The organism is Bacillota bacterium (assembly GCA_009711825.1).
In the GTDB taxonomy this organism is placed as follows: Bacteria; Bacillota; Proteinivoracia; order UBA4975; family VEMY01; genus VEMY01.
Map to the genome: position 1 here is coordinate 1 of VEMY01000032.1, position 18,997 is coordinate 18,997.

The 18,997-nt window shown below is 53.0% G+C and carries 20 protein-coding genes; 5 read left to right on the forward strand and 15 right to left on the reverse strand.

Translation table 11 applies throughout. The features are described from left to right. Positions 1–419, reverse strand: a 419-nt coding sequence (locus FH749_10135; GenBank protein ID MTI95824.1) for a LysM peptidoglycan-binding domain-containing protein, incomplete at its 3' end; no start/stop codon positions are given. Positions 420–525: 106 nt separating this feature from the next. Next, the gene (locus tag FH749_10140; protein ID MTI95825.1) at positions 526–1,074 is read right to left on the reverse strand and encodes an NUDIX hydrolase; all 549 of its coding nucleotides are present in this window, start codon (positions 1,072–1,074) and stop codon (positions 526–528) included. Between the two features lie 134 nt (positions 1,075–1,208). On the opposite strand from FH749_10140, the gene FH749_10145 reads away from it, so the two are divergent. Beyond that, entirely contained in the window at positions 1,209–2,111 is a 903-nt protein-coding gene (locus FH749_10145; protein MTI95826.1) for a diacylglycerol kinase family lipid kinase, read from the forward strand. Then, entirely contained in the window at positions 2,108–2,686 is a 579-nt protein-coding gene (locus FH749_10150; GenBank protein MTI95827.1) for a glycerol-3-phosphate acyltransferase, read from the forward strand. Before FH749_10145 ends, FH749_10150 begins: the two co-directional genes overlap by 4 nt. Here the strand turns inward: FH749_10150 and recJ are convergent. From recJ to FH749_10200, 10 genes are all read right to left on the reverse strand, one after another. Continuing rightward, positions 2,683–4,929, reverse strand: a complete 2,247-nt coding sequence (gene recJ, locus FH749_10155) for a single-stranded-DNA-specific exonuclease RecJ (protein MTI95828.1) — start codon at positions 4,927–4,929, stop codon at positions 2,683–2,685. The genes FH749_10150 and recJ overlap by 4 nt on opposite strands. Continuing rightward, entirely contained in the window at positions 4,926–5,699 is a 774-nt protein-coding gene (locus tag FH749_10160) for a PD-(D/E)XK nuclease family protein (protein ID MTI95829.1), read from the reverse strand. Before FH749_10160 ends, recJ begins: the two co-directional genes overlap by 4 nt. Continuing rightward, the gene (locus FH749_10165; GenBank protein MTI95830.1) at positions 5,683–7,818 is read right to left on the reverse strand and encodes an ATP-dependent helicase; all 2,136 of its coding nucleotides are present in this window, start codon (positions 7,816–7,818) and stop codon (positions 5,683–5,685) included. Before FH749_10165 ends, FH749_10160 begins: the two co-directional genes overlap by 17 nt. Then, on the reverse strand, positions 7,818–9,767 hold the full coding sequence (locus FH749_10170) for a hypothetical protein (GenBank protein ID MTI95831.1): 1,950 nt from the start codon (positions 9,765–9,767) through the stop codon (positions 7,818–7,820). Before FH749_10170 ends, FH749_10165 begins: the two co-directional genes overlap by 1 nt. Before the next feature lie 100 nt (positions 9,768–9,867). Continuing rightward, a complete protein-coding gene (locus FH749_10175; protein ID MTI95832.1) occupies positions 9,868–10,863 on the reverse strand; it encodes a restriction endonuclease in 996 nt (331 codons plus the stop codon). A gap of 71 nt (positions 10,864–10,934) precedes the next feature. Continuing rightward, a complete protein-coding gene (locus FH749_10180; GenBank protein ID MTI95833.1) occupies positions 10,935–11,330 on the reverse strand; it encodes a hypothetical protein in 396 nt (131 codons plus the stop codon). A 70-nt stretch (positions 11,331–11,400) separates the two neighbouring features. After that, positions 11,401–12,402, reverse strand: coding sequence for a hypothetical protein (locus FH749_10185; protein MTI95834.1), 1,002 nt, complete (start codon positions 12,400–12,402; stop codon positions 11,401–11,403). A 21-nt stretch (positions 12,403–12,423) separates the two neighbouring features. Then, on the reverse strand, positions 12,424–13,635 hold the full coding sequence (locus FH749_10190; GenBank protein MTI95835.1) for a tyrosine--tRNA ligase: 1,212 nt from the start codon (positions 13,633–13,635) through the stop codon (positions 12,424–12,426). A 4-nt stretch (positions 13,636–13,639) separates the two neighbouring features. Next, positions 13,640–13,858, reverse strand: a complete 219-nt coding sequence (locus FH749_10195; protein MTI95836.1) for a hypothetical protein — start codon at positions 13,856–13,858, stop codon at positions 13,640–13,642. 66 nt (positions 13,859–13,924) lie between these two features. Continuing rightward, positions 13,925–14,935, reverse strand: coding sequence for a hypothetical protein (locus FH749_10200; protein ID MTI95837.1), 1,011 nt, complete (start codon positions 14,933–14,935; stop codon positions 13,925–13,927). 125 nt (positions 14,936–15,060) lie between these two features. On the opposite strand from FH749_10200, the gene FH749_10205 reads away from it, so the two are divergent. Next, positions 15,061–15,558, forward strand: a complete 498-nt coding sequence (locus FH749_10205) for a GAF domain-containing protein (protein ID MTI95838.1) — start codon at positions 15,061–15,063, stop codon at positions 15,556–15,558. Between the two features lie 17 nt (positions 15,559–15,575). On the opposite strand, the gene FH749_10210 is transcribed toward FH749_10205, so the two are convergent. The 3 genes from FH749_10210 to FH749_10220 all read right to left on the reverse strand — a co-directional run bounded on the left by FH749_10210 (position 15,576) and on the right by FH749_10220 (position 17,319). After that, positions 15,576–15,998 (reverse strand): nuclear transport factor 2 family protein, encoded by a 423-nt coding sequence (locus tag FH749_10210; protein MTI95839.1) that lies wholly within the window; start codon positions 15,996–15,998, stop codon positions 15,576–15,578. Positions 15,999–16,051: 53 nt separating this feature from the next. Continuing rightward, positions 16,052–16,780 (reverse strand): 1-acyl-sn-glycerol-3-phosphate acyltransferase, encoded by a 729-nt coding sequence (locus FH749_10215; protein MTI95840.1) that lies wholly within the window; start codon positions 16,778–16,780, stop codon positions 16,052–16,054. Between the two features lie 71 nt (positions 16,781–16,851). Continuing rightward, complete coding sequence (locus FH749_10220) at positions 16,852–17,319, reverse strand: hypothetical protein (protein ID MTI95841.1); 468 nt, start codon at positions 17,317–17,319, stop codon at positions 16,852–16,854. 155 nt (positions 17,320–17,474) lie between these two features. On the opposite strand from FH749_10220, the gene FH749_10225 reads away from it, so the two are divergent. Beyond that, entirely contained in the window at positions 17,475–18,158 is a 684-nt protein-coding gene (locus FH749_10225; protein ID MTI95842.1) for a phosphatidate cytidylyltransferase, read from the forward strand. Positions 18,159–18,188: 30 nt separating this feature from the next. Beyond that, positions 18,189–18,992 (forward strand): DUF92 domain-containing protein, encoded by an 804-nt coding sequence (locus tag FH749_10230; protein MTI95843.1) that lies wholly within the window; start codon positions 18,189–18,191, stop codon positions 18,990–18,992. Positions 18,993–18,997: the final 5 nt, after the last annotated feature.

The window sequence follows — 18,997 nt, forward strand, 5'->3', positions numbered from 1 at the left end:
TCCACGGTGGTGCCAAACCGCTGGGCCAGCAGGAAGAAAGTGTCCCCGGCCTGGATGGTGTACAAAAATCCGTTGGGGCACTTGGGTGGCGCCGGCTTCCTAACCGGGATGCAGATTTGCGACCCGATTTGCAGGTTCAGGGGATCCACACCCGGGTTCGCAGCCTGGATTGCCTCCACGGTGGTGCCAAACCGCTTTGCCAACAGAAAGAAGGTGTCGCCGGCCTGGACTGTATACAGGAAACCAGGACACTTCTTCTTCGGCATTTTCAGGACCTTGCCGTCGATGTCTTCCGTTACTGACCGAATCTCTGGGTTAAGAGCTGCCAATTCTTTGACGCTCAGTCCCTCCCGCCGGGCAACCAGGTAGAGACTTTCTCCCTTGAGACCAATATAGACTCCGTCTTGCTCGTTATACATACAAATCCTCCTCTAAACACTTTAGACGTTTCCCCTATCACACTATGTCAAAAGCCCGGTTGCAGTGACAGGAAAACGTCTAAAAAAACGCCGCACAGACGGCGAGTTATTGTATGAGTTTACTCCAGGCAAGACTTAAAGCCAAACAGTTCAGGGAATGATGGATCTCCCCCTGGGCCAGCAGCTGAGGCAATTGAGCCAGCGGCACCAGTTCCACGGCAATATCCTCTGTGCCATCCAATTGCTGCTCCTGAGTTAACTGACAACCGGTGGCGAGAAATAGATGACACCAATTGTCCTGGATTGCCGGATTCACACTTACTTTACTCAGCAATTCCACTGTTTCCGGCACATAGCCAGTCTCCTCAACCAGCTCCCGGACAACTGTTTTTTGCGGGCTTTCTCCTGGGTCAACAATGCCGCCGGGTATCTCCAGGTTAAAAGCCGCCAGACCATGACGAAATTGACGCACCAGCACCAGCTGCTGGTCCTTTGTTACCGGCACCACATTCACCCAATCGGGAAACTCCAGTATATAAAAACTGTGCTGGCCAAAACCAGGCGCAGTCCGAAGGTCTTCCCGCACCCCGATAAAGGAGGTTTTCAAAATGTGCTTGCTCTCTATCGTCTGCCAACTCATGATTTGTCGCTTCAAATCCTCAACTCCCCGTCGTTAATATCCTAATCAGCATTAAGTTTATCAGGAATTATCAGCACCGACAAATGCATAAAAAGTCCGGATAAAGGTATTTGCTATTCTTGGTCGAATTGAAATAGGGTTGGTTTCTAATGATAGGGGGAACAAAGATGCGTTTTAAAATAATTGCCAATCCCGCCGCAGGTCGGGGAAAGGTCGCCAAATTGGCGCCGAAGATTCGCCGCCTGTTCGTGGCTCAAGACCTTGATTTTGAACTCGTCGAGACTTCTGGGCCAGGCCATGCCACAGAACTAGCCCGCCAGGCAGGGCATGATTTTGAAACAGTGATTGGAGTCGGTGGCGATGGCACAATGAATGAAGTTTTGAACGGAGTCATGGAGACGGGAGCAGCAATGGGCTTTATTCCCTGCGGCACCGGCAATGACTTCGCCCGCTCTTTAAACATACCGTTTAATCTAGAAAAAGCAGTTTCAGTGTTCAAAACCGGACGCATGATTAGTATGGATGTGGGCAAAGACAGTGATGGATATTTCAGCATCATACTCGGACTCGGGTTTCCCAGCGATGTGATGCAGCATGTGAATACAAGAAAAAATATCTTCCGGGGGCCGCTGGCCATCACGGCCTCGATTCTGCAGGTGGTTAACAAACTGCAACCTTACCCAATGCATATCACTTTGGATGATGATGAACTATCAGCTACAGTCATGGGTCTGTTTGTCCTCAACACGCGTTTTACCGGCGGCGGCCTACAAATAGCCCCGGAAGCCCGGTACGATGATGGTCTTCTAGACGTGGTGATTATGCACGAAATGAATAAACTGGGCTTTCTCACCACCTTGCCCAAGGCATATAAAGGCAAACACACCACTCACCCCAAGGTACAATTCCTGCGCACCCGCAAACTGAAGGTGACCACCCTTGAGCCGCTGCCCAAACTCTTTGACGGCAATGTATATGGCACAAGCCCCATTGACGCTGAACTACTGCCAGGAGCGCTTAGGGTCTGGGTCCCGGGAGCCGATAACTCATGATTTATGTGGCAGGCCTGGCTTATCTGCTTGGCAGTATCTCCTTTTCCTGGCTGGCCGTGCGCCTGGCAGGCCGGGGTGATTTGCGCCGTCAGGGTTCAGGCAATCTGGGAGCGAAAAACACCCTGCGCAGTCTCGGCCTGCCGGCAGCCCTTGCAGTCTTCATTGGCGATTTTGCCAAAGGCTGGCTCGCTCTTTTCATGGCCGACAAACTAGGTGGCAGCGAGCTTCTGCTTGTGGCTGCATTTGCGGTTATACTGGGACATAACTTCCCATTCTGGCTACGATTCCAAGGCGGAAAAGGCCTGGCCGCGGCCGCCGGCGCCACCCTTTACTTAAACCCGGTTTTAACCCTCACCCTGCTCTTCTCAGGGGCACTGGGCCTGGCTATCACCAGGCGCACCAATCCGGCGGCATTTTTTATCATCGCCAGCTTTCCGCTGCTGACGCCGCTGTTGACAGACCTGCCCCAAAGCTGGCTGTGGTCGCCACTGATTGCTGTCGTTGTTCTCTACCGCCACTTGCGGGATCTTCCCGACCTGCTTGCAAGCTTAGGGTTTAAAAAATCCAGGTACTAGACCTGGATTTTTTCTATTTCAGTCAATGCCGCCAGCCGCAACCAACGCATATAAGCATTTACTTCACCAAGCAAACTGGTGAGCAAACGTGATTTTGTCACTGCCTCGGTAACCCGCGATGACTCGCCCCGTTCGAAATAAAATACACCATCCAAGAGTTGAAAATCGATAACCCGGTGCCGTGCCAATTGTTTGACCGCCTCTAGCACCAGTTCCTCAGGCAGCCCCATTGCCGCGGCCAGGTCTATCAGTGCCGCCTTACCTCCATGCTTGTTGATGCTGTATTTTATCGCCGCCAACAGGCTGGCAAATATTCCTGAAAGGGTCACCGGCTCGTGCTCTCGGGAAAATGCCAGGACAACCCGTTCCGCCCTGGCCGCCAGCTGGCGAAACAATTGCTCCGAAGCGGGCGGCGTCAACATTAAGAGCGTATCAGCAGCTTGGACTTGATTACGAGCATATTCCTGATTCTCTAGCCAGTCTAAGCCCTCGCGGAACAGAGCCGCTCCGGGGTAGTGGTCCAATGCCTGCTGACCCTGCCCCCGCATATCAATAATATTTACTTCAACTTCAGGCGCCGGGGCTTCCGCTTCCGGCCACCATTCCAGCACCGTCGCCCGCACCGTGGGTTTTTCCCGGAAATAATCCTCGGAGAGAGTTACCGCCATTCGGATCCAGCTCCCAGCTGTCGGCACATCTTCCAGGCGCCAAAGTCCGGCGGTAAAACTTTGCCGTCCCTCTCCCACTGTAAGAATGTGGCCGCCGTTCACCTTGCGAATGCTCCACACCCGTACCCGCTTGCACAGACAAAGGGGACGGGGGTTGGCTTCACCAAAGGGCGCCACCTTTCTAAACGCGACCAATAAATCCAGATTTATATCGGCGGCCCGGAGTTCAAGTTCAGCCTCCAGAGGTGGTGGCGAGTAGCGTTCCAACTCAGCTTGCAATCGTTCCGTCAGGGCCGTTTTAAATGCGCTGAGCTTATCCCTTTGCAGCGAAAATCCGGCGGCGCTTGGGTGACCGCCAAATTTATCCAGATGTTGAGAGCAATCTTTTATTGCCTGGTAAATATCGATGCCGGGAACCGAGCGGGCGGAGCCGACAACCAGGCCTGTGCCGGTGCTTGTCATCAGCGCCACCGGGATCTGATATGTATTGCAAATCTGGCCGGCGCTGATGCCGATTACTCCCTGATGCCAGTCGGCGCCGTAGGCAATCAGCGGCTTACCCGCTTCCGCCGTCAGCTCCTGGGTGATTGACTTGCCCAGGTCTTTACGCTGTTGATTGAGCTGGTTCAGTTCTTGCGCCAGCGGCAGCGCCTGTTCATTATCCGGCGCCAGCAACAATTCTACACCGATGCCGCCGTCATCCAGACGTCCGGCTGCGTTCAGTCGGGGAATTACTTGAAACGCCATGACCTCTTCATCAACCCTGCCCGGGCTGAGACCAGCCACATTAAACAGAGCTTGTACACCGGGGCGGTTGGCATTCAGTAGCGAGGGCAGCCCTATTTTCAGGAGCTGACGATTGTGGCCAACCAGCGGGACAACATCGGCAATGATTCCCAGGGCCACTAAATCCAAGAGATCCTCCGCTGACTTTCCCAACTTTGTCAGCAAGCAACGCATCAAGATAAACGCGATTCCCACCCCAGGCAATTCCCGTGACGGGTGCTCCCCAGACAACAGTTTAAAGTTGAGAACAGTTACGCCTGCAAACAGCTCGTCCCAATCCTCCGGCGGCGTATGATGGTCAGTAACAATCACATCCATGCCCAGATCCCTGGCCAGGGCCACCTCAGCGGCATTGCTGATTCCACAGTCGCAGGTAATGATCAAATTAGTGCCCGCCGCCGCCAATGCCCGCACCCGGTCAGCGTGCATACCGTACCCCTCGCTGAACCGGTTGGGAATATGGTAATTTACCTGGCCACCGGCAGTGCGCAAGGCGCTAACCAGAACTGAAGTGGCGGTAATCCCATCCACGTCATAATCGCCATAGATTGTTATCTGTTCCTTTTGCTCCAAGGCGGTTAATATTCTCGTAATTGCACTCCCCACCGGCGGATAGTCCGCAAGGTCGGGCTCCGGCGTTGCCAACGGGTTGAGAATTTGCAAAATTTGCTCCTTCCGGGTAATGCCCCGGGCTGCAAGTATTAAGGCCAGCTCACGGTGACCAGTGAGCAAAACTAAGTCCGGATCAGGCTGGCGCTGCCGGGGCGGCAGTACATTCAGCTTATTCATGGTATATTCACCCCTTGCCAGGCGATCTCGGATATTTCATCCCAATCGATTTCTTCAAATTGTTCTTCCTCCGCCTCGGTTGTTTCCAGGCTTTCGCCATGGCAAAGCGGTCGGTACTCACACCACCGGCATTTTTGCTCTGCAGCCACAAAGCTTTGGGTCTTGCGGATTTGGCCGATTGTGTCCTGTAGCCATTGGCGGTCGGCAACAAACTTGCTCTGATTGTATTTAACCTCCAGCGTCTGCTCAGGAAATATCGGGTTCCAGTAGACCATCGAGGCCGCCTCCGGTACGAGATTAAAATATCGGGGCAGAGAACAAAGCAAAAACAAATAGAGCCGTGTCTGGGGGCTGTCTGCGATTGCCGGACGCAAGGGCTTGCTGTCGGTCTTCCAGTCATAGATGGTCACAGTCTGTTCATCTACAACCAGCAAATCATACTTTGCCAGCAACTTAAGGCCGTCGTCATTCATTCGAAGCTCATACTCGGGCAAAAATTTGCGGTCCTCTGTCCGGGGCAAAAATTGAGTGAGGGCCTCGACAAGCGGCCGGAATCTCTCCCTGTCCCCGGGAGGAACATATGTCGAACCCGTGGCATAGTAAGACTGGGCCAGTAGGTGGAATTTGCGCCCCCGTTCCAAGGGATCAGACTCCGCCACCTGTGGCCAATAGAGTCCGTCCACATAGCGACGGCGAAACTTCAGCGGGCAATTAAACCAGGCATTGAGGGCAGCCTGACTGAAGTACATATTCTCAAGATTCGCGCCCACGGGCTTCCACCTCCATAAACTTTTGTAAGTGCACTATCGGTAACGCCGGCTTTTGTTTTCTGCCATAGTCATTTTTACGGTGCCAGGTTAAAAGCAGATTCATCCGCGCCCGGGTGATTGCCACGTACAACAGACGTAAACGTTCCGCCAACAGCTCCTCTTTGGCAATAAGCACCGCTTTTCGGGGATCAGCGCCGGCAAATTGCGCCTTGGCCACAGCCACCGGATTCACCAGGTCTTCGGGAAGATAACCGTACTCAGAACGAATTTTATCTGCCATCAAACCAGGATAATTACCAGCAGTCAGTCCCACGACATACACCGTATCCCATTCCAGCCCCTTGGCCCGATGGGCAGTAACGAGATTGACCACGCCCGGCTCCGCCCGGTATCCGGCACGCTCATAGAATAGATTTGCGGCGCCAAGAAAACTGTGGGTGAGCTGTATCAGGGTCTCAGATATTTCGGGCAGCCGCCAATTGGGATACAAAGTCAACCGGAACTTGATATCTAACGCCATTTTCTGGGCAATCGCCAGTTCCTGATCCTGCAATCCGAGATCAACCGCGATCTCCAACAATAACATATCGGGGGGCAGATGACGGGCCTCCAACCAGGAGCGAAACTGACCCAGTCGGGGCTTGAGCAACTCCCAAAGCTGATGCTCCACCAACGATTGGGGCCAACCGTATCCGAACAACAATTGTTCCGGAGGTATTGTTTCCAGATATTCTTTTAAGCCCGGCTCGTCGATCAACTCCGGAAGCAGGCGTTCCAGGGCGGCCGCCAGCAGCTGAGAATTTCCGGGACTGGCCAAGGCAGCGATAATCGCCTGGAGGTCGTCAATCGTCTTGCGCCGCCCCGCTGGATAAGTAGTTATCTCATAACATGGTGTGGCCATTGCTTCTAGGTGCTCTCGGAAACGGGTAACCAAAAAATTAGTGGGCGCAAGGATTGCCACAGTATGCTCCGGCCTGCGCTCAATATATTCCGATGCATGCTTGCAGATCCCGGCAATTTCCTGCTCCTGATCAGCGTACGCCCGCACAGCCAAAGTATAACCTGCGGGGCTAGGGTTGGGATCCGGATCATCAGCGGCAACCGGCTCAATATAATTCGTCTCCAACGCCTGGCGACAGGCATCCACAGGATGTTGTTCATTGCTCCAGCGCACCAACTCGTTGGCAAGACTGATTATGTCGCGGCTGCTGCGACTGGACTGGAGCATTGGCTCCAGGCGGACATCAGGGTGGCGACAGAAATCCCTAAACAAACTAGGGTCAGAATTTGTAAATGTCCCCATAATCGCCTGGTTGGAATCACCGACACGGACAAGATTTCCGTGTTGCTGAGCAAGCTTCAATAAAAGCCGCTGTTGTAAAGGGTTGGAGTCCTGGGCTTCATCCTCAAAAATAAAGGGCCACTTGTCTGCCAAGCGGGCACTCAACTGGTCATCGGATTCCACCAGCGTACACGCTTTCAACAGTAGATCATCAAAATCCAACATACCCGACCGGGTGAGCTGTCGGCAGTATTCGCCATAGAATTCCCAGGCCCAGCCGAGAAAACCGTCGTCATCGTTATCGCCAGGCTTGATTCCCGAAGATTTAAAATGGCTGACCAGCTCACGTGCCAGATTGTGGGTGTACGTCCGCCAGTGCTCCAGAACGTTTTCAAACCTGCCATGGGACTTATCGATCTTCAGGACCGCCTGCCAGCGTTCAGGGTTGTTGTCTATCCACTGGTCGACGATACTTCGCAGCATTTGCTCGCGCTGGGCGCCGTCCACCAAAACAAAATCGTCCCGTAAGCCAGCAGCTGCCGGTCGCTCTCGGATAACCTGCATGGCCAGCGAGTGCAGAGTTCGCACCTCAAATCCTCCATGCCGAGGCAGGTTCCTGGTCTCAAGCCAGTCACCAATCTTGTGGTTAAAATTGGCCACCGCCGAATTCATTACCGTAACCACCAGAATTTTGCCGCCCCGGGGCAAGCCCTCACTTATCAGGCGTGCCGCCAGCCAGGAGAGCACCGTTGTCTTGCCGGCCCCGGGGATTGCCGGCACCGCCAAGAAACCGCCTTTATAACCGGCAACCTTATCCTGACCCGGCCTAAATCGCATCACGAGCTCCTCCTTCCAAGCGTCTGGTAAATCGCCTCCAACAACTGTCCCTCCTGCTCAAATCCCTGGCTGTCCACATTGGCGTAGGTCGCCAGTAAACGCTCCCTGCACCGGCGGAGCAGCGCACGCACAGTGCGGGCGCCGTTTTCTAGTCGATTGCGAACATCATCTTCATCGCTCCACTGACGATCCAGCTGCCAATTTCCGCTCAGGACATGGGGATTGAGAATCTCCCGGCTGTCGTTATGAAACCAACGTTCACTGGTGCAGTCCAACCACACCTGGACCGAAGATGTCAAATGCCCCGAAAGGTAAGCATACGGGGTGGTGAGAATTACAGCCGCGTCGGTGTCGGCTGTGAGCAAACTTTCTGCGGCCACTGTGCCAGCAGAAAGCATGTGCATAAACGCAGCGCCCGGGTTTTCAGCAAGATGGGGAAAGCGACGGGAGGTTGAAGCAAATTTTTGCGCCGAGACAATTAACTGACGCACAACCACAAGATCATCCTCTGTGGGCGGCAGCCGGGACAAGAGTTCGCCAAACACCCTTTGGAGAAACACGTCAATTGGTTGCACTGGCCCGGCTTTATATGCTGCCAGCCACTCCTGCAAGAGGTCATACCCTTCAGAGACCCGGAATCCTGCACGCTCCCGCAACCAGTAGTCCAAAGGCTGCAAACCGTCATCACGGAATTGCCGCGCCAACAGCCAGGCGCGCACCGGGTCTGTTTTCAACAGAATCTCCAGCGATTGCACAAGATCGGGAACTCCCCACTCCAGCTTCCACTGGGGGTGGGCCAGCAGCGAAATTGTCATCATTGCCCGCACAAAGGGCTGGTCAATCAAGCGCCGGTTTTTGGCCAGCACCTGTAACGGAATATTCGCTTCCCCAAGCGTCCTTGCCAATGAATGCTCCATAACTTTATCCGCCAGCGGGGCAATAACAGCTATCTCCCCCGGGGGTGTACCGGCAACCACAAGACGGGTAATCCGCTGACCAACGCTGGTCAACACCTGACTGCGCAGGTCTTCATGGATTACTTCCAAATCCGGTCCTGTCCCGGCAAAATTCCTCAGCGGAGTCTCCGGGCGGATAAGCCGGGCGCCCAGGTGAGCGGACGCGGCCAGCCATTGCTGCCCCTGAGGCCGAATCAGGCGCACCGTCCCCTGTTTGCTAAAACGGTTCCAGGCGCCCCGGGGATCGGCGCCAAAAAATCCGGCGTGGCCGCCGTCGCTTGCAAATGCCAATAGGGCAGATTGTAAACCGGGCAACAAAGCTTCAATAAGATCGTGGGCGGCAGGTGCCTGTTCGCCCACATCATCAGCCAAGAGGTGGCTGAACTGCCTCCTCAGTTCATGCACATAATTTAAGTCCGCAAGCAGCCGTTGATAAGCGGCAACGGCCAAACCATAGTCCATGGCGCCGTTATCCAAGAGCTGATCCCGATGCCGGTTGATAATATTTTGCACGCTCCTGTAAATTGCCGGATCGGTTCCAGGATTGGCCTGTTGCAGCCGTTCCCCGATATGATCAAACTCAATGCTGTTTAAACTAGCCAGCACATGACAGCTGCCCAACTGAATCGCAAGCCGTTCGGGGCTGGTGGTGAGTTCGTCAAACACCGCCGCTTCGGCCTGTAATTGTTCCAGCATAAGATATTGGGATGTCTCAACTGTTAAAAATTCCGGCTCCAGCCAATTGGCCGTAAAGCCGCGGTTTAACCAGTGACGACGCAATTCCCGCTGCACCCAGCCAAAATATGTATAGATGTTCAGTAGACCTGCCTGAGCCAAGTCCAGATTCTCCCGCCAGTATTTAACATCCCGGGCATTCCAAAGCAACACTAAAATCCGGTCGGTCTGTTCCGAGTCAGCCAGATGCTTATAGCGCTCCAAAAGGTACTCGGTCTTGCCCGAGGCGGCGCAGCCGACCAATAATTCCAAGGCCATAGTAACCACTCCCTCCAGATATTATAACATTGGGCAGAGCCACTGGGGCAAAAAAATTGCCGGGGCACTCAGCCCCGACAATTTTAACACGCGCTCAACACTAGCGGTCCCTGGTCACAGCGACCAGTTGGCCCGACTCAATTTTGCCCTTGCGGGCATTTTTTTCTTCCCTGGCCAGGGTTTTATTATCCCATAAGGCCACCGAATGGGCTTTGGCCAGTTTTTTAGCGGCGCGGTTGAACCCTTTGGGGCTCACTACCACCGCGAAATCACATCTGTGATGATGGCTGCCCTCAATCGCAGCCTGCACAACCCGCTCGCCGACCTTCTTCTTCCACCACTTGGCATTGACCAAAGTTCGGGCCCCCAGCTTCGAGACCACAAAATCCATCCCAAAACGACCCTCATATATGATTTGCTCGATCTGGTATAGATTGGTGCGGAAAACTGCTATAAGCTGTTCCGATTTTTCGTTATAGGCGCCGGCACGCAAAATCTGGTATACGGCCGGTGACGGCGGCGGAGGCAGCTCAGACGGCTGTTGCCTGGAAGCTTGCTCTGTAGCAGGTGGCGTAGCCGGCTTTTGCTCAACCACTGGCGGTGCCGGTGGTGGCGTTGATTGCGGTGTTGGTTCTTTTGGCGACGGCGTGGGTTGTGAAACCGGCTCCGATTCCGGCGGCTTAGGCGCAGCCTCAGTATTTGCAGGCGGCGGGGCGGCTTGCTGCTTTGATTTGCTCTGCCGCGGGGCCTTTTTCGGCTTCTTTGGCGGCGGGTCCTCGGCGTCAAAACTCTCCACCAGCCACCCTTCCCGGTACAAAAGCTCGTCTGGATATAGTTCTTGCTCAGGTTCCTGTTCGGGTTCTATGTCACGGGCGGCGGGCTCTGACGTGTCAGAATCTTCAATCTGCCACCCGGATTGACTGTCCCCATTGCTGTCCCCGTCCGCTTGGCGGGCTTTCTTTCTCCGGCTCCACACCAAGGCCAATAAGAGATGTATAAGAACAAACAGGGCGAAATACTGCCAAAATGCTTCGATAAGAATTAGAAACTCTCCTAGTACATAACGGGCAATTTCAATATATTCATCCACTTCCATCCCTCCTTCGTACAGAGCCTGTCAGACAGTATTTCTCCGAGCCTGGTAAAATCTCCTGCCTGACTCCGGGTTTATTTATGTTTTGCCAATAATTCATCCAGCAAACCAAGTAAATATCTGTAATGAGGTTCCAAGCCATTCCGCTCTTCTGCCTTGGTCTCGATATGTTTGCGCATTTTCGTTAGTAGTTCCAAATCCTCTTCGTGATACTTGATAATCACCCGTAATGCCTTGGTTGTGTTGGTGAAGCTGCTGGTCGCACGCTTGCGGGCAAGCCACCCCCATATATTGTTGTCTTCCTTTTGTAATTCTGCAAAACACTCCTCCACCCGGGCCAGGTGCAATTCCAGGTATTCCCAAGCGCCTTCGTTGGTCTGCAAATGTTTGTGCGGCTTCAGTTCCCGCTCAACAAAGCTGCGGGTAGGGAGCGGGCCGTAACGGTCTTCAGGGTTTTCCAGCAATTTCATCGGTTATCCTCCATTTCCAGAACTAAGATTCTATAATTGCCGGCCCTGGAATTCGGGCCAGGTAATGGGGTTATTCGGCGCTGATTTTCTGCAATATTGACAAAAGTTTTGGCGGCACATGGGCGCCAGTTTGGGCGTATGCAAGAACAAATTCCCCGGGATCTTTGAGGGTTGCTACTAAAGCGTCAATACCCAATTTCTCTTCAATTGCATCGGCCATGGCCACTCCCTGATAATGCCCGGGGCTGGTCTTGCGAAACCAGGCAGCAACACCTTCGGTTCTCCCTTCTGCCGCCCGTTGCAGCATCGAAAACAGCTCTTCAAATCCGGCACCCGGCGCCCTTTCAAAATCCGCATACATTTGCAGCCGCTGAAGCAATTGATCCCGCTCCGGAGATTGACTGTGCTTATACCGCAGTTCTAGAACTTCCCGGGCGCCACCAATCACGTGATTGGCCACCCCTTCACTTTGCAAGCCGAAGAGGGACGCAAATAACTGGCGCGAGTAACGTTTGGCGCTATTGGCAGCCAGCCGGTTGTGGGCTTCATGGAACACTTCATGGGCGACATACTGTTCCACTCGCTGCTCTCCCAGTTCCCTGACACCAAGCAGGTCGAGATAGATATCGCCGGCAACAAAAGCCAGCTGATCTGTGCCCAAAGTCAATTCGACCTTTTGTCCCACCGTGACCGATTCCGGGAGGTACGGTCTCACTTCCCGGTCCAGGCATGGCTCCAGATTATCCCGCAAATATTCATGGTAGTAGCTGAGGATTTCCTGGAGACGGTCCAAAAACGAGTAAGCCCGGGCAAAATGGCGTTCCAAACGCTGCTGACGCGGAGGAAGCTGAAAGGTGCCCTGCCGGGACCAACTGTTTTGTAAAATGTACAAAAATCGTTCGGGAGATAGCGGCTGTTGCCGACCATCTTCCCAATGACCACAATGGACCAGCAAAGGAGCAAACTCAGATCCGTATAGAAGTTCCAACCAGTAATCTGCCTGGTTTTGGCCATCCCTGATTTCGGACATGATTGACAGCACCCGTCGCGCGGTAACGGCGCCAACCTTCACTACCATGCACCTCCGAAACTATTATTGAAAAGTTATCTGATGGTAAACTTTCTTGCCTTTGCGGACAATCAGTTTGTCGCCATAATCCTGGGGGTCGACCATAAGCTCAATATCGGTAACCCGCTCATCGGCCAGATAAATCCCACCTTGACTAACTAAACGCCGGCCTTCACTTTTGCTGGCTGCCAGCCCGCTGGCCACCAGCAAGTCAAGAATATTCACAGGCTCCGCCTTTAGCGTGGTGGAAGGGACAGAATCGCCCCCTGCGCCGGCACCAAAGAGGGCGCTGGCCGCTTCCCGTGCCCGGACGGCCTCAGCCTCGCCATGAACCAGTTTGGTTACTTCGTAGGCCAGAACAGTTTTTGCCTTGTTTATTGCCTCACCCTTTTGGGCGGTAAGTTCTTCAATCTCAGCCACCGGCAGGAAGGTATATAACTTCATAAATCTAGCCACATCATCATCATGGGTGTTGCGCCAGAACTGATAGAAATCGTAGGGACTTAGCCGCTCGGGACTCAACCAGACAGCGCCCGCTTCTGTTTTGCCCATTTTTTTACCGTCGCTGGTTTCCAGCAGCGGAAAGGTGAGGCCAAATGCTTCTCCTTGATCTACCCGGCGAATCAAGTCAGCGCCGGAGATAATATTGGACCATTGATCATCGCCGCCGACCTGGAGCACACATTCATGCTTCCGGTACAGGGTAAGAAAATCGTAGGACTGGAGCAGCATGTAATTGAACTCGATGAATGACAGGCCCCGTTCCATCCGGGACTTAAAACATTCATAAGTAAGCATCCGGTTCACGGAAAAGTGGCTGCCAATATCCCGCAAAAACTCAATGTAATTCAACTCGGACAGCCAATCAGCATTGTTTAGGACCACACCTGCCCCGGCTTGCTCAAGATTGATAAACTTGGCCACCTGTCTTGCCAAGGCCTGCGCGTTGGCATCAATAGTCTCCCGGTTAAGCATTTTCCGCATCTCGGTTTTGCCGCTGGGATCACCAATCATCGCTGTGCCGCCGCCGATTACCGCCAGCGGCCGATGACCGGCACGCTGCAAATTGGCCATGGCCATCAAAGGCAACAGGTGTCCCACGTGGAGACTGTCTGCGCTAGCGTCAAACCCACAATAAAAGGTCAGGGGTCGCTCCAAACGCTTGCGCAATTCCTCAGGATGGGTGATCTGTTTAACGAATCCCCTTTGTTCCAGAATATCCAATGCATTTGTCATAATCTCAGCCTCCAGATAACAAAATAACCCGTCCGGAACAGGGACGGGACTTGCCCGCGGTACCACCCTGATTGACCAGAAGGGTCCACTCAAGTGCCTGATAACGGGGCAAACCGCTGCAGCCTACAGGAAAGATCCATTCGGTACAGAACTCAGGGGTGTACCGAAACAGCGCTGTTACCGGTTCACAGCAGCCACCGGCTCTCTGTAAACAGTCTGCCATTTCTTATCCCCGTCATCGTCAGGAAATATTATATAAATTATACCATCCCACTGCCCGGATGTCCACTTAGTTCCTGTATAACGAAAAGACATATGGACGTTGTTGTTCCTCGCTGGGATTGATGAAGTAAACACTCCTGCCATCGCCCCCCCACGCAGTTGGCAGAAGCGCATTGACAAACTCACCCTGATAGCTGTGCAATTCCAGAGCGGCATTGCCGGGCTGGTAGATTATTGTAGCCGTCAGGTAGGTCTCTTGATCCTCAAACCCCAGGACTGAAAAGGCAGCCTGGCGGGAATCTTCGGCCCATACAACCTCAAGGCTGCTGAATTCCATCGCCTGGGAAAACAAAAGCCGGGCGTTGCCGCCGGAACTGTCCGCTACCCAAACTTCGGTCTCCATATTGTTAACGGTGGCAAAGATTACCCGACTCCCATCGGGTGCCAAATGCGCAGAGACAATTATTCCCCGCTCCAGGGGCAGAATATGATTTATCCGGGGCTGGTGCTCCCGGTACACCGTCCAGCTGCTCTCGGAGAAAAAGAGCGCTCCCCCACGCCACTCTGATTCCACCAGCGGATGTTTGCGGGTACCAGTATACTGATACGTAGCACCATCGGCATAAACCTCGCCGTCAACATAATAATCAGTTCCGTATTCACCGACGCCCACCAGCCGGGCTCCAGCAGGAATAGCTGCAGGCGCTGCGATTGGCTTAAGTTCCGCGGCCTCCCAATCAAGCCGGTGAACCTGTTTGGCTGCTTTGACCAATACATCGCCGCCGGAAGTATATAAATTCACCACTTCAGAGGCCAAAACATCCGGCGCCTCAGGACGCCGACAAAGCAGTAACTCATCCTGGTTCAATAACAACCTACCTGCTTCAGAACTGTAAATCACGGCCCCTGGACAATCAAGCCGACTGCTGCTATAGGCCATTTGGTCCGTAGGAACTATCCCCGGCCCCATGAGTACACGCAGCGCTACAAAACCAACAAGCACCAAGACCGCAAGGATTAACTGACTGTTCCCGAAGAACAGGAAATTCCACAACGGCCGAATCCGTTTTTTATCCATGTTTATCCTCCGAATCAGAAAACTGCATGTAGATTTTACCAGAAGGGCATCTGCTGTCAACCGGTGACGTCTATTTGCCAAATCTGTCTGCAAACTGTAAACTAAAAACTCAGGAGGGAAGACATATGTATGAAGCTGAAAAACTACAGGCCGCGGAAAAAACTGAATTTTATCAGCAACTCAGTGAACTTCTGGCAGCGCTGTTACAAGGCGAAACTGATTCAATCGCCAACCTGGCCAACGCCAGCGCACTGCTGTATGACCAAATGCCACTCTTAAATTGGGCAGGATTTTACATCTTGAAAGACAATGAACTTGTTTTGGGACCATTTCAGGGAAAACCGGCCTGCACCCGGATTAAGGTCGGTAAAGGCGTGTGCGGGACAGCTGCCGCCCGGGAAAAAACTCAGGTAGTGCCCGATGTCCATGCCTTTCCGGGGCATATCGCCTGCGACGCGGCTTCACGTTCAGAAATTGTGGTGCCAGTTAAACTTGACAGTGAGCTGGTTGCTGTTCTGGATTTAGACAGTCCGGAAAAGGACCGATTTGATGCGGAAGATACACGGGGGCTGGAATTGTTTGTGGACGAATTGACAAAACATATAACTAAAGGGTTGGCCTGAGCCAACCCTTTAGTTATTTAGCGAATATCATAAATCTTCCAGGCTTTGTCCCGGCGCAGCAAATAGTACTCATGCTCCTGAAACAACCCGGCGCCATAGAACACCACAATTCTGGCAGTATCGTTAGAAACCTCGACTTCGCCGATTCTAAACTCCCGGTAAATTTCTTCGCCGTTTGTTTTCAGATTGTACCAGGGCTGGCTCTGTTCAACATCAAGCACCGTGGTGTCGCCCAGCTGGGCAAGCGCCTCACCCTCTGTCAATTGCTCCATCTTTTCACCGTCACCTGAACGGATTGCGGCAACAAAATCATTGACAACCGCCTCCGGTGACGGCGGGGAAACGGCGGCAACAATTACAATTGCCACCAAAATCACGGAAACACCAACGGTTGATACAGTGAGCAACAACTTTTTGCGTAACTCGTCAGTAAACCCCATAGTGATTCCCCCTCTTCGCTAAGATAGCATTTTTTTGGGTTGGTGGCAAAGTACTATTGAGCGCTAATTTGTTTGAGACCATCCTCAATGCGCTGACGCACCAGGTTGCTGAGTTCGCCGGTTTTGCTGCCAAATTCTGCGGGCAGCACCGGCTCGCTGATCCAAAGAATGACCCGTGCCGGGGCAATGAGACGATTTTGTTCATAAATACCATAGGTGCCCTTGATACTTACTGGCACTATTGGCACTCCGGCGCGCACTGCAAGTTTCATACTACCCTGACGGAAGGGCAGCATTTCCGATGATCGACTGCGGGTGCCTTCGGGAAATATAACCATCGATGTCCCATCCTTCAATTGCTGCACGCCCGTGTTGATAACTGCAACTGCTTGCCGCACATCCTTACGGTCCAAAAACAGGCAGCCTATGTTTCGCATCCAAGTGCTGATCAGAGGCATTTTCGTCAGTTCTTTTTTGGCAATGAAGGCCAACGGCTTGGGGATGAACCCCATCACCAGCATGATATCAAAAATCCCCTGATGATTGCCCATTACAACCACCGGCCCCGGGGGCAGCTTGTCCAAGCCATGGACCCTGACCTTGCTGCCACTGGCCCGAAACACAAACCGGCCCCACCAATGGGCAAAACCATGCGCCACCCGTCTCCGGGTTGACTCGATCCCCAGTAGCTTCAGCAGCCAGACAACCGGCAAAAGCAGTAATGCCAGTGTCAATGCAAAAATAGTTAGAACAAGCCAAAGCAAAGATCCAATTATTTTCATTCTGTTCACCTGCCACAATTCAGTTCAGACTAATTATAGCACATGCCGGCGTTGGGAAACACTCTCAGTGCTCAATGGATCGATTGTGGCGACATCGACAGCCCCTCGTCATCCCAGAGATGTTCTAGTATCGGGTCAGAGTCTGTTTCAATTTGCTGCACAAGCTCTTCCCGCTCGTGCAGAAGCATTTTCACCAAGTCTTCACTACCCCAATCCCTGCAAGCATGCAGTTGGGGGATTGCCATACGCAGCAAATTTATTAATGCTGCTTCACTTTTCAGAGCCGATTTGAGTAAATCTGCTTCTGACCGCTGGGCTGACGCTGTAAAATCTAGCTTTAACTCCGGTGGCTCCCCCAGATGCTGCAATCTCCTGCCCAGTCGGTTAAGATGCCGTACAGTTAAATCCTGTCGCAGTTTTGACCATTCTGCACCCAAACTGGCCCGGGTCTGCCAGCAGTCAACAAAAGTTTCCGCCAACTGCCGGGCAAAAATTCCCGTTATTTCTTGCAATAATTTTTTGCTCGCGACTTGAGGCATATCATCCCCTCCTTGTCTCAAGCAATAGTGTTTGTCTTATCTCAGCCATTATACTTTGCTGTCGCCAAGGACTTTGCTTTTTGCAATATTGGTGTTGGCTGATTAGCATGGACAAGCTATAATATCATTGTTAGCAAAAAAAGGGAGGCACACATATGATTTCGACCGGGATGTTCATGTCGTATTTTCTCATCTTCGCCATCATCGGAATTTCCGAATTGTTGGTGAGACTATTCCATCTGCCAAAGGAGGAGAGTCGTAAATTCGTACATATCGGTGTAAGCCACTGGTGGCTGATTGCCATGTTCTTCTTCACTGAATGGCAATGGGCAATTATACCGCCAATCACGTTCATCTTTCTCAATCTTGTATCGTGGTACACCGGCATCTTTGACTCCATGGAACGAAAAACCAGAGATATCAATAATTTGGGCACAGTCTATTTTCCGATTGCCCTTCTGATTCTGGTTCTCCTCACCTGGTTTGACAGTCCGGTATTTGAAGGCGTTCATCCGTATATCGGTGCTCTGGGTATTATGGCAATGGGTTATGGCGATGGGTTTGCAGGCTTAATCGGCACAAACTTTGGTAAAACCAAGTACACCCTGTTTGGCGCGACCAAAAGCGTTGAAGGCAGTATTGCAATGTTGGTAGCTTCATTCATTCCGTTGTTTGTAATTTTGTTATTGGGACCAGGCCTGGGACTGGTTTGGGCGCTGGGTGGCGCACTGCTGCTTGCTGTGGCGGCAACTGCCATCGAAGCGCTTACCCCCAAGGGTCTGGATAATTTAACAGTGCCCCTGGGCACTGCTCTAATCTGGTTGTTCTTTTTCGTTTGACTCTAAGGAGGCTGTCAGATGAATTTCTTATTGACCGACCTGCTTCCGGGGCTGGCACTGAGTCTTGTTGTCGCCCTGGCGGCATGGTGCAAACGCTCCTTATCTCTCAGCGGTTTGTACGCGGCAACAGTGCTGGGCACCCTGATCTACATCCTTGGCAATTGGTTGTTTTGGGCCGTTCTGATCAGTTTTTTCCTCACATCCAGCCTGCTTAGTAAATTTAAATCCGCAGCCAAGCAAACAGTGGCAGCGGATTTTGCCAAGACCGGTCGCCGCGACTGGTTACAGGTGCTGGCCAACGGCAGCATTGGGCTTGCCATGGCCGGCGCCTGGTATTTCTCCGGCAACGATCCGATCTACGCGGTGGGTTATTTCGCCAGCTTCGCGGCCGTAAACGCCGATACCTGGGCAACCGAGCTGGGGATTTTAAGCACCAAGGAACCATTGTCAATCCTCACCCTGAAGCCGGTTGCAGCCGGGGTTTCCGGGGCCGTAAGCCTGCTGGGTACCGGCGCAGCGCTGGCCGGCGCTGCCTTTATCTCTATTCTAGCAGCCCTAGGTCTCTCCCTAACAACCACAGTCAGCTGGCTGGGGATCGCTGCCGTCTCTGCCGGGGGCGGGTTTATCGGGTCACTGCTGGACAGTGTTCTGGGCGCCAGCGTCCAGGCCATGTATCGATGTCCGGTCTGTGGTAAACTAACCGAAAAGAGGCATCACCATGGCCAACCCACCGAACTGGCCAGGGGGCTCAATTGGTTTGAAAACGACGCCGTCAACTGGGTCTGTTCGCTGGCCGGCGGAGTGATCGCCATGGCGTTATATTTTTGGCTCTAAACTGT

Coding starts and splice junctions, on each gene's coding strand:
- FH749_10215 (MTI95840.1), bottom strand. CDS start 16,780: ATGAAAATAATTGGATCTTTGCTTTGGCTTGTTCTAACTATTTTTGCA.
- FH749_10190 (MTI95835.1), bottom strand. CDS start 13,635: ATGACAAATGCATTGGATATTCTGGAACAAAGGGGATTCGTTAAACAG.
- FH749_10225 (MTI95842.1), top strand. CDS start 17,475: ATGATTTCGACCGGGATGTTCATGTCGTATTTTCTCATCTTCGCCATC.
- recJ (MTI95828.1), bottom strand. CDS start 4,929: ATGAATAAGCTGAATGTACTGCCGCCCCGGCAGCGCCAGCCTGATCCG.
- FH749_10195 (MTI95836.1), bottom strand. CDS start 13,858: ATGGCAGACTGTTTACAGAGAGCCGGTGGCTGCTGTGAACCGGTAACA.
- FH749_10175 (MTI95832.1), bottom strand. CDS start 10,863: ATGGAAGTGGATGAATATATTGAAATTGCCCGTTATGTACTAGGAGAG.
- FH749_10145 (MTI95826.1), top strand. CDS start 1,209: ATGATAGGGGGAACAAAGATGCGTTTTAAAATAATTGCCAATCCCGCC.
- FH749_10200 (MTI95837.1), bottom strand. CDS start 14,935: ATGGATAAAAAACGGATTCGGCCGTTGTGGAATTTCCTGTTCTTCGGG.
- FH749_10205 (MTI95838.1), top strand. CDS start 15,061: ATGTATGAAGCTGAAAAACTACAGGCCGCGGAAAAAACTGAATTTTAT.
- FH749_10150 (MTI95827.1), top strand. CDS start 2,108: ATGATTTATGTGGCAGGCCTGGCTTATCTGCTTGGCAGTATCTCCTTT.
- FH749_10220 (MTI95841.1), bottom strand. CDS start 17,319: ATGCCTCAAGTCGCGAGCAAAAAATTATTGCAAGAAATAACGGGAATT.
- FH749_10170 (MTI95831.1), bottom strand. CDS start 9,767: ATGGCCTTGGAATTATTGGTCGGCTGCGCCGCCTCGGGCAAGACCGAG.
- FH749_10165 (MTI95830.1), bottom strand. CDS start 7,818: ATGCGATTTAGGCCGGGTCAGGATAAGGTTGCCGGTTATAAAGGCGGT.
- FH749_10180 (MTI95833.1), bottom strand. CDS start 11,330: ATGAAATTGCTGGAAAACCCTGAAGACCGTTACGGCCCGCTCCCTACC.
- FH749_10210 (MTI95839.1), bottom strand. CDS start 15,998: ATGGGGTTTACTGACGAGTTACGCAAAAAGTTGTTGCTCACTGTATCA.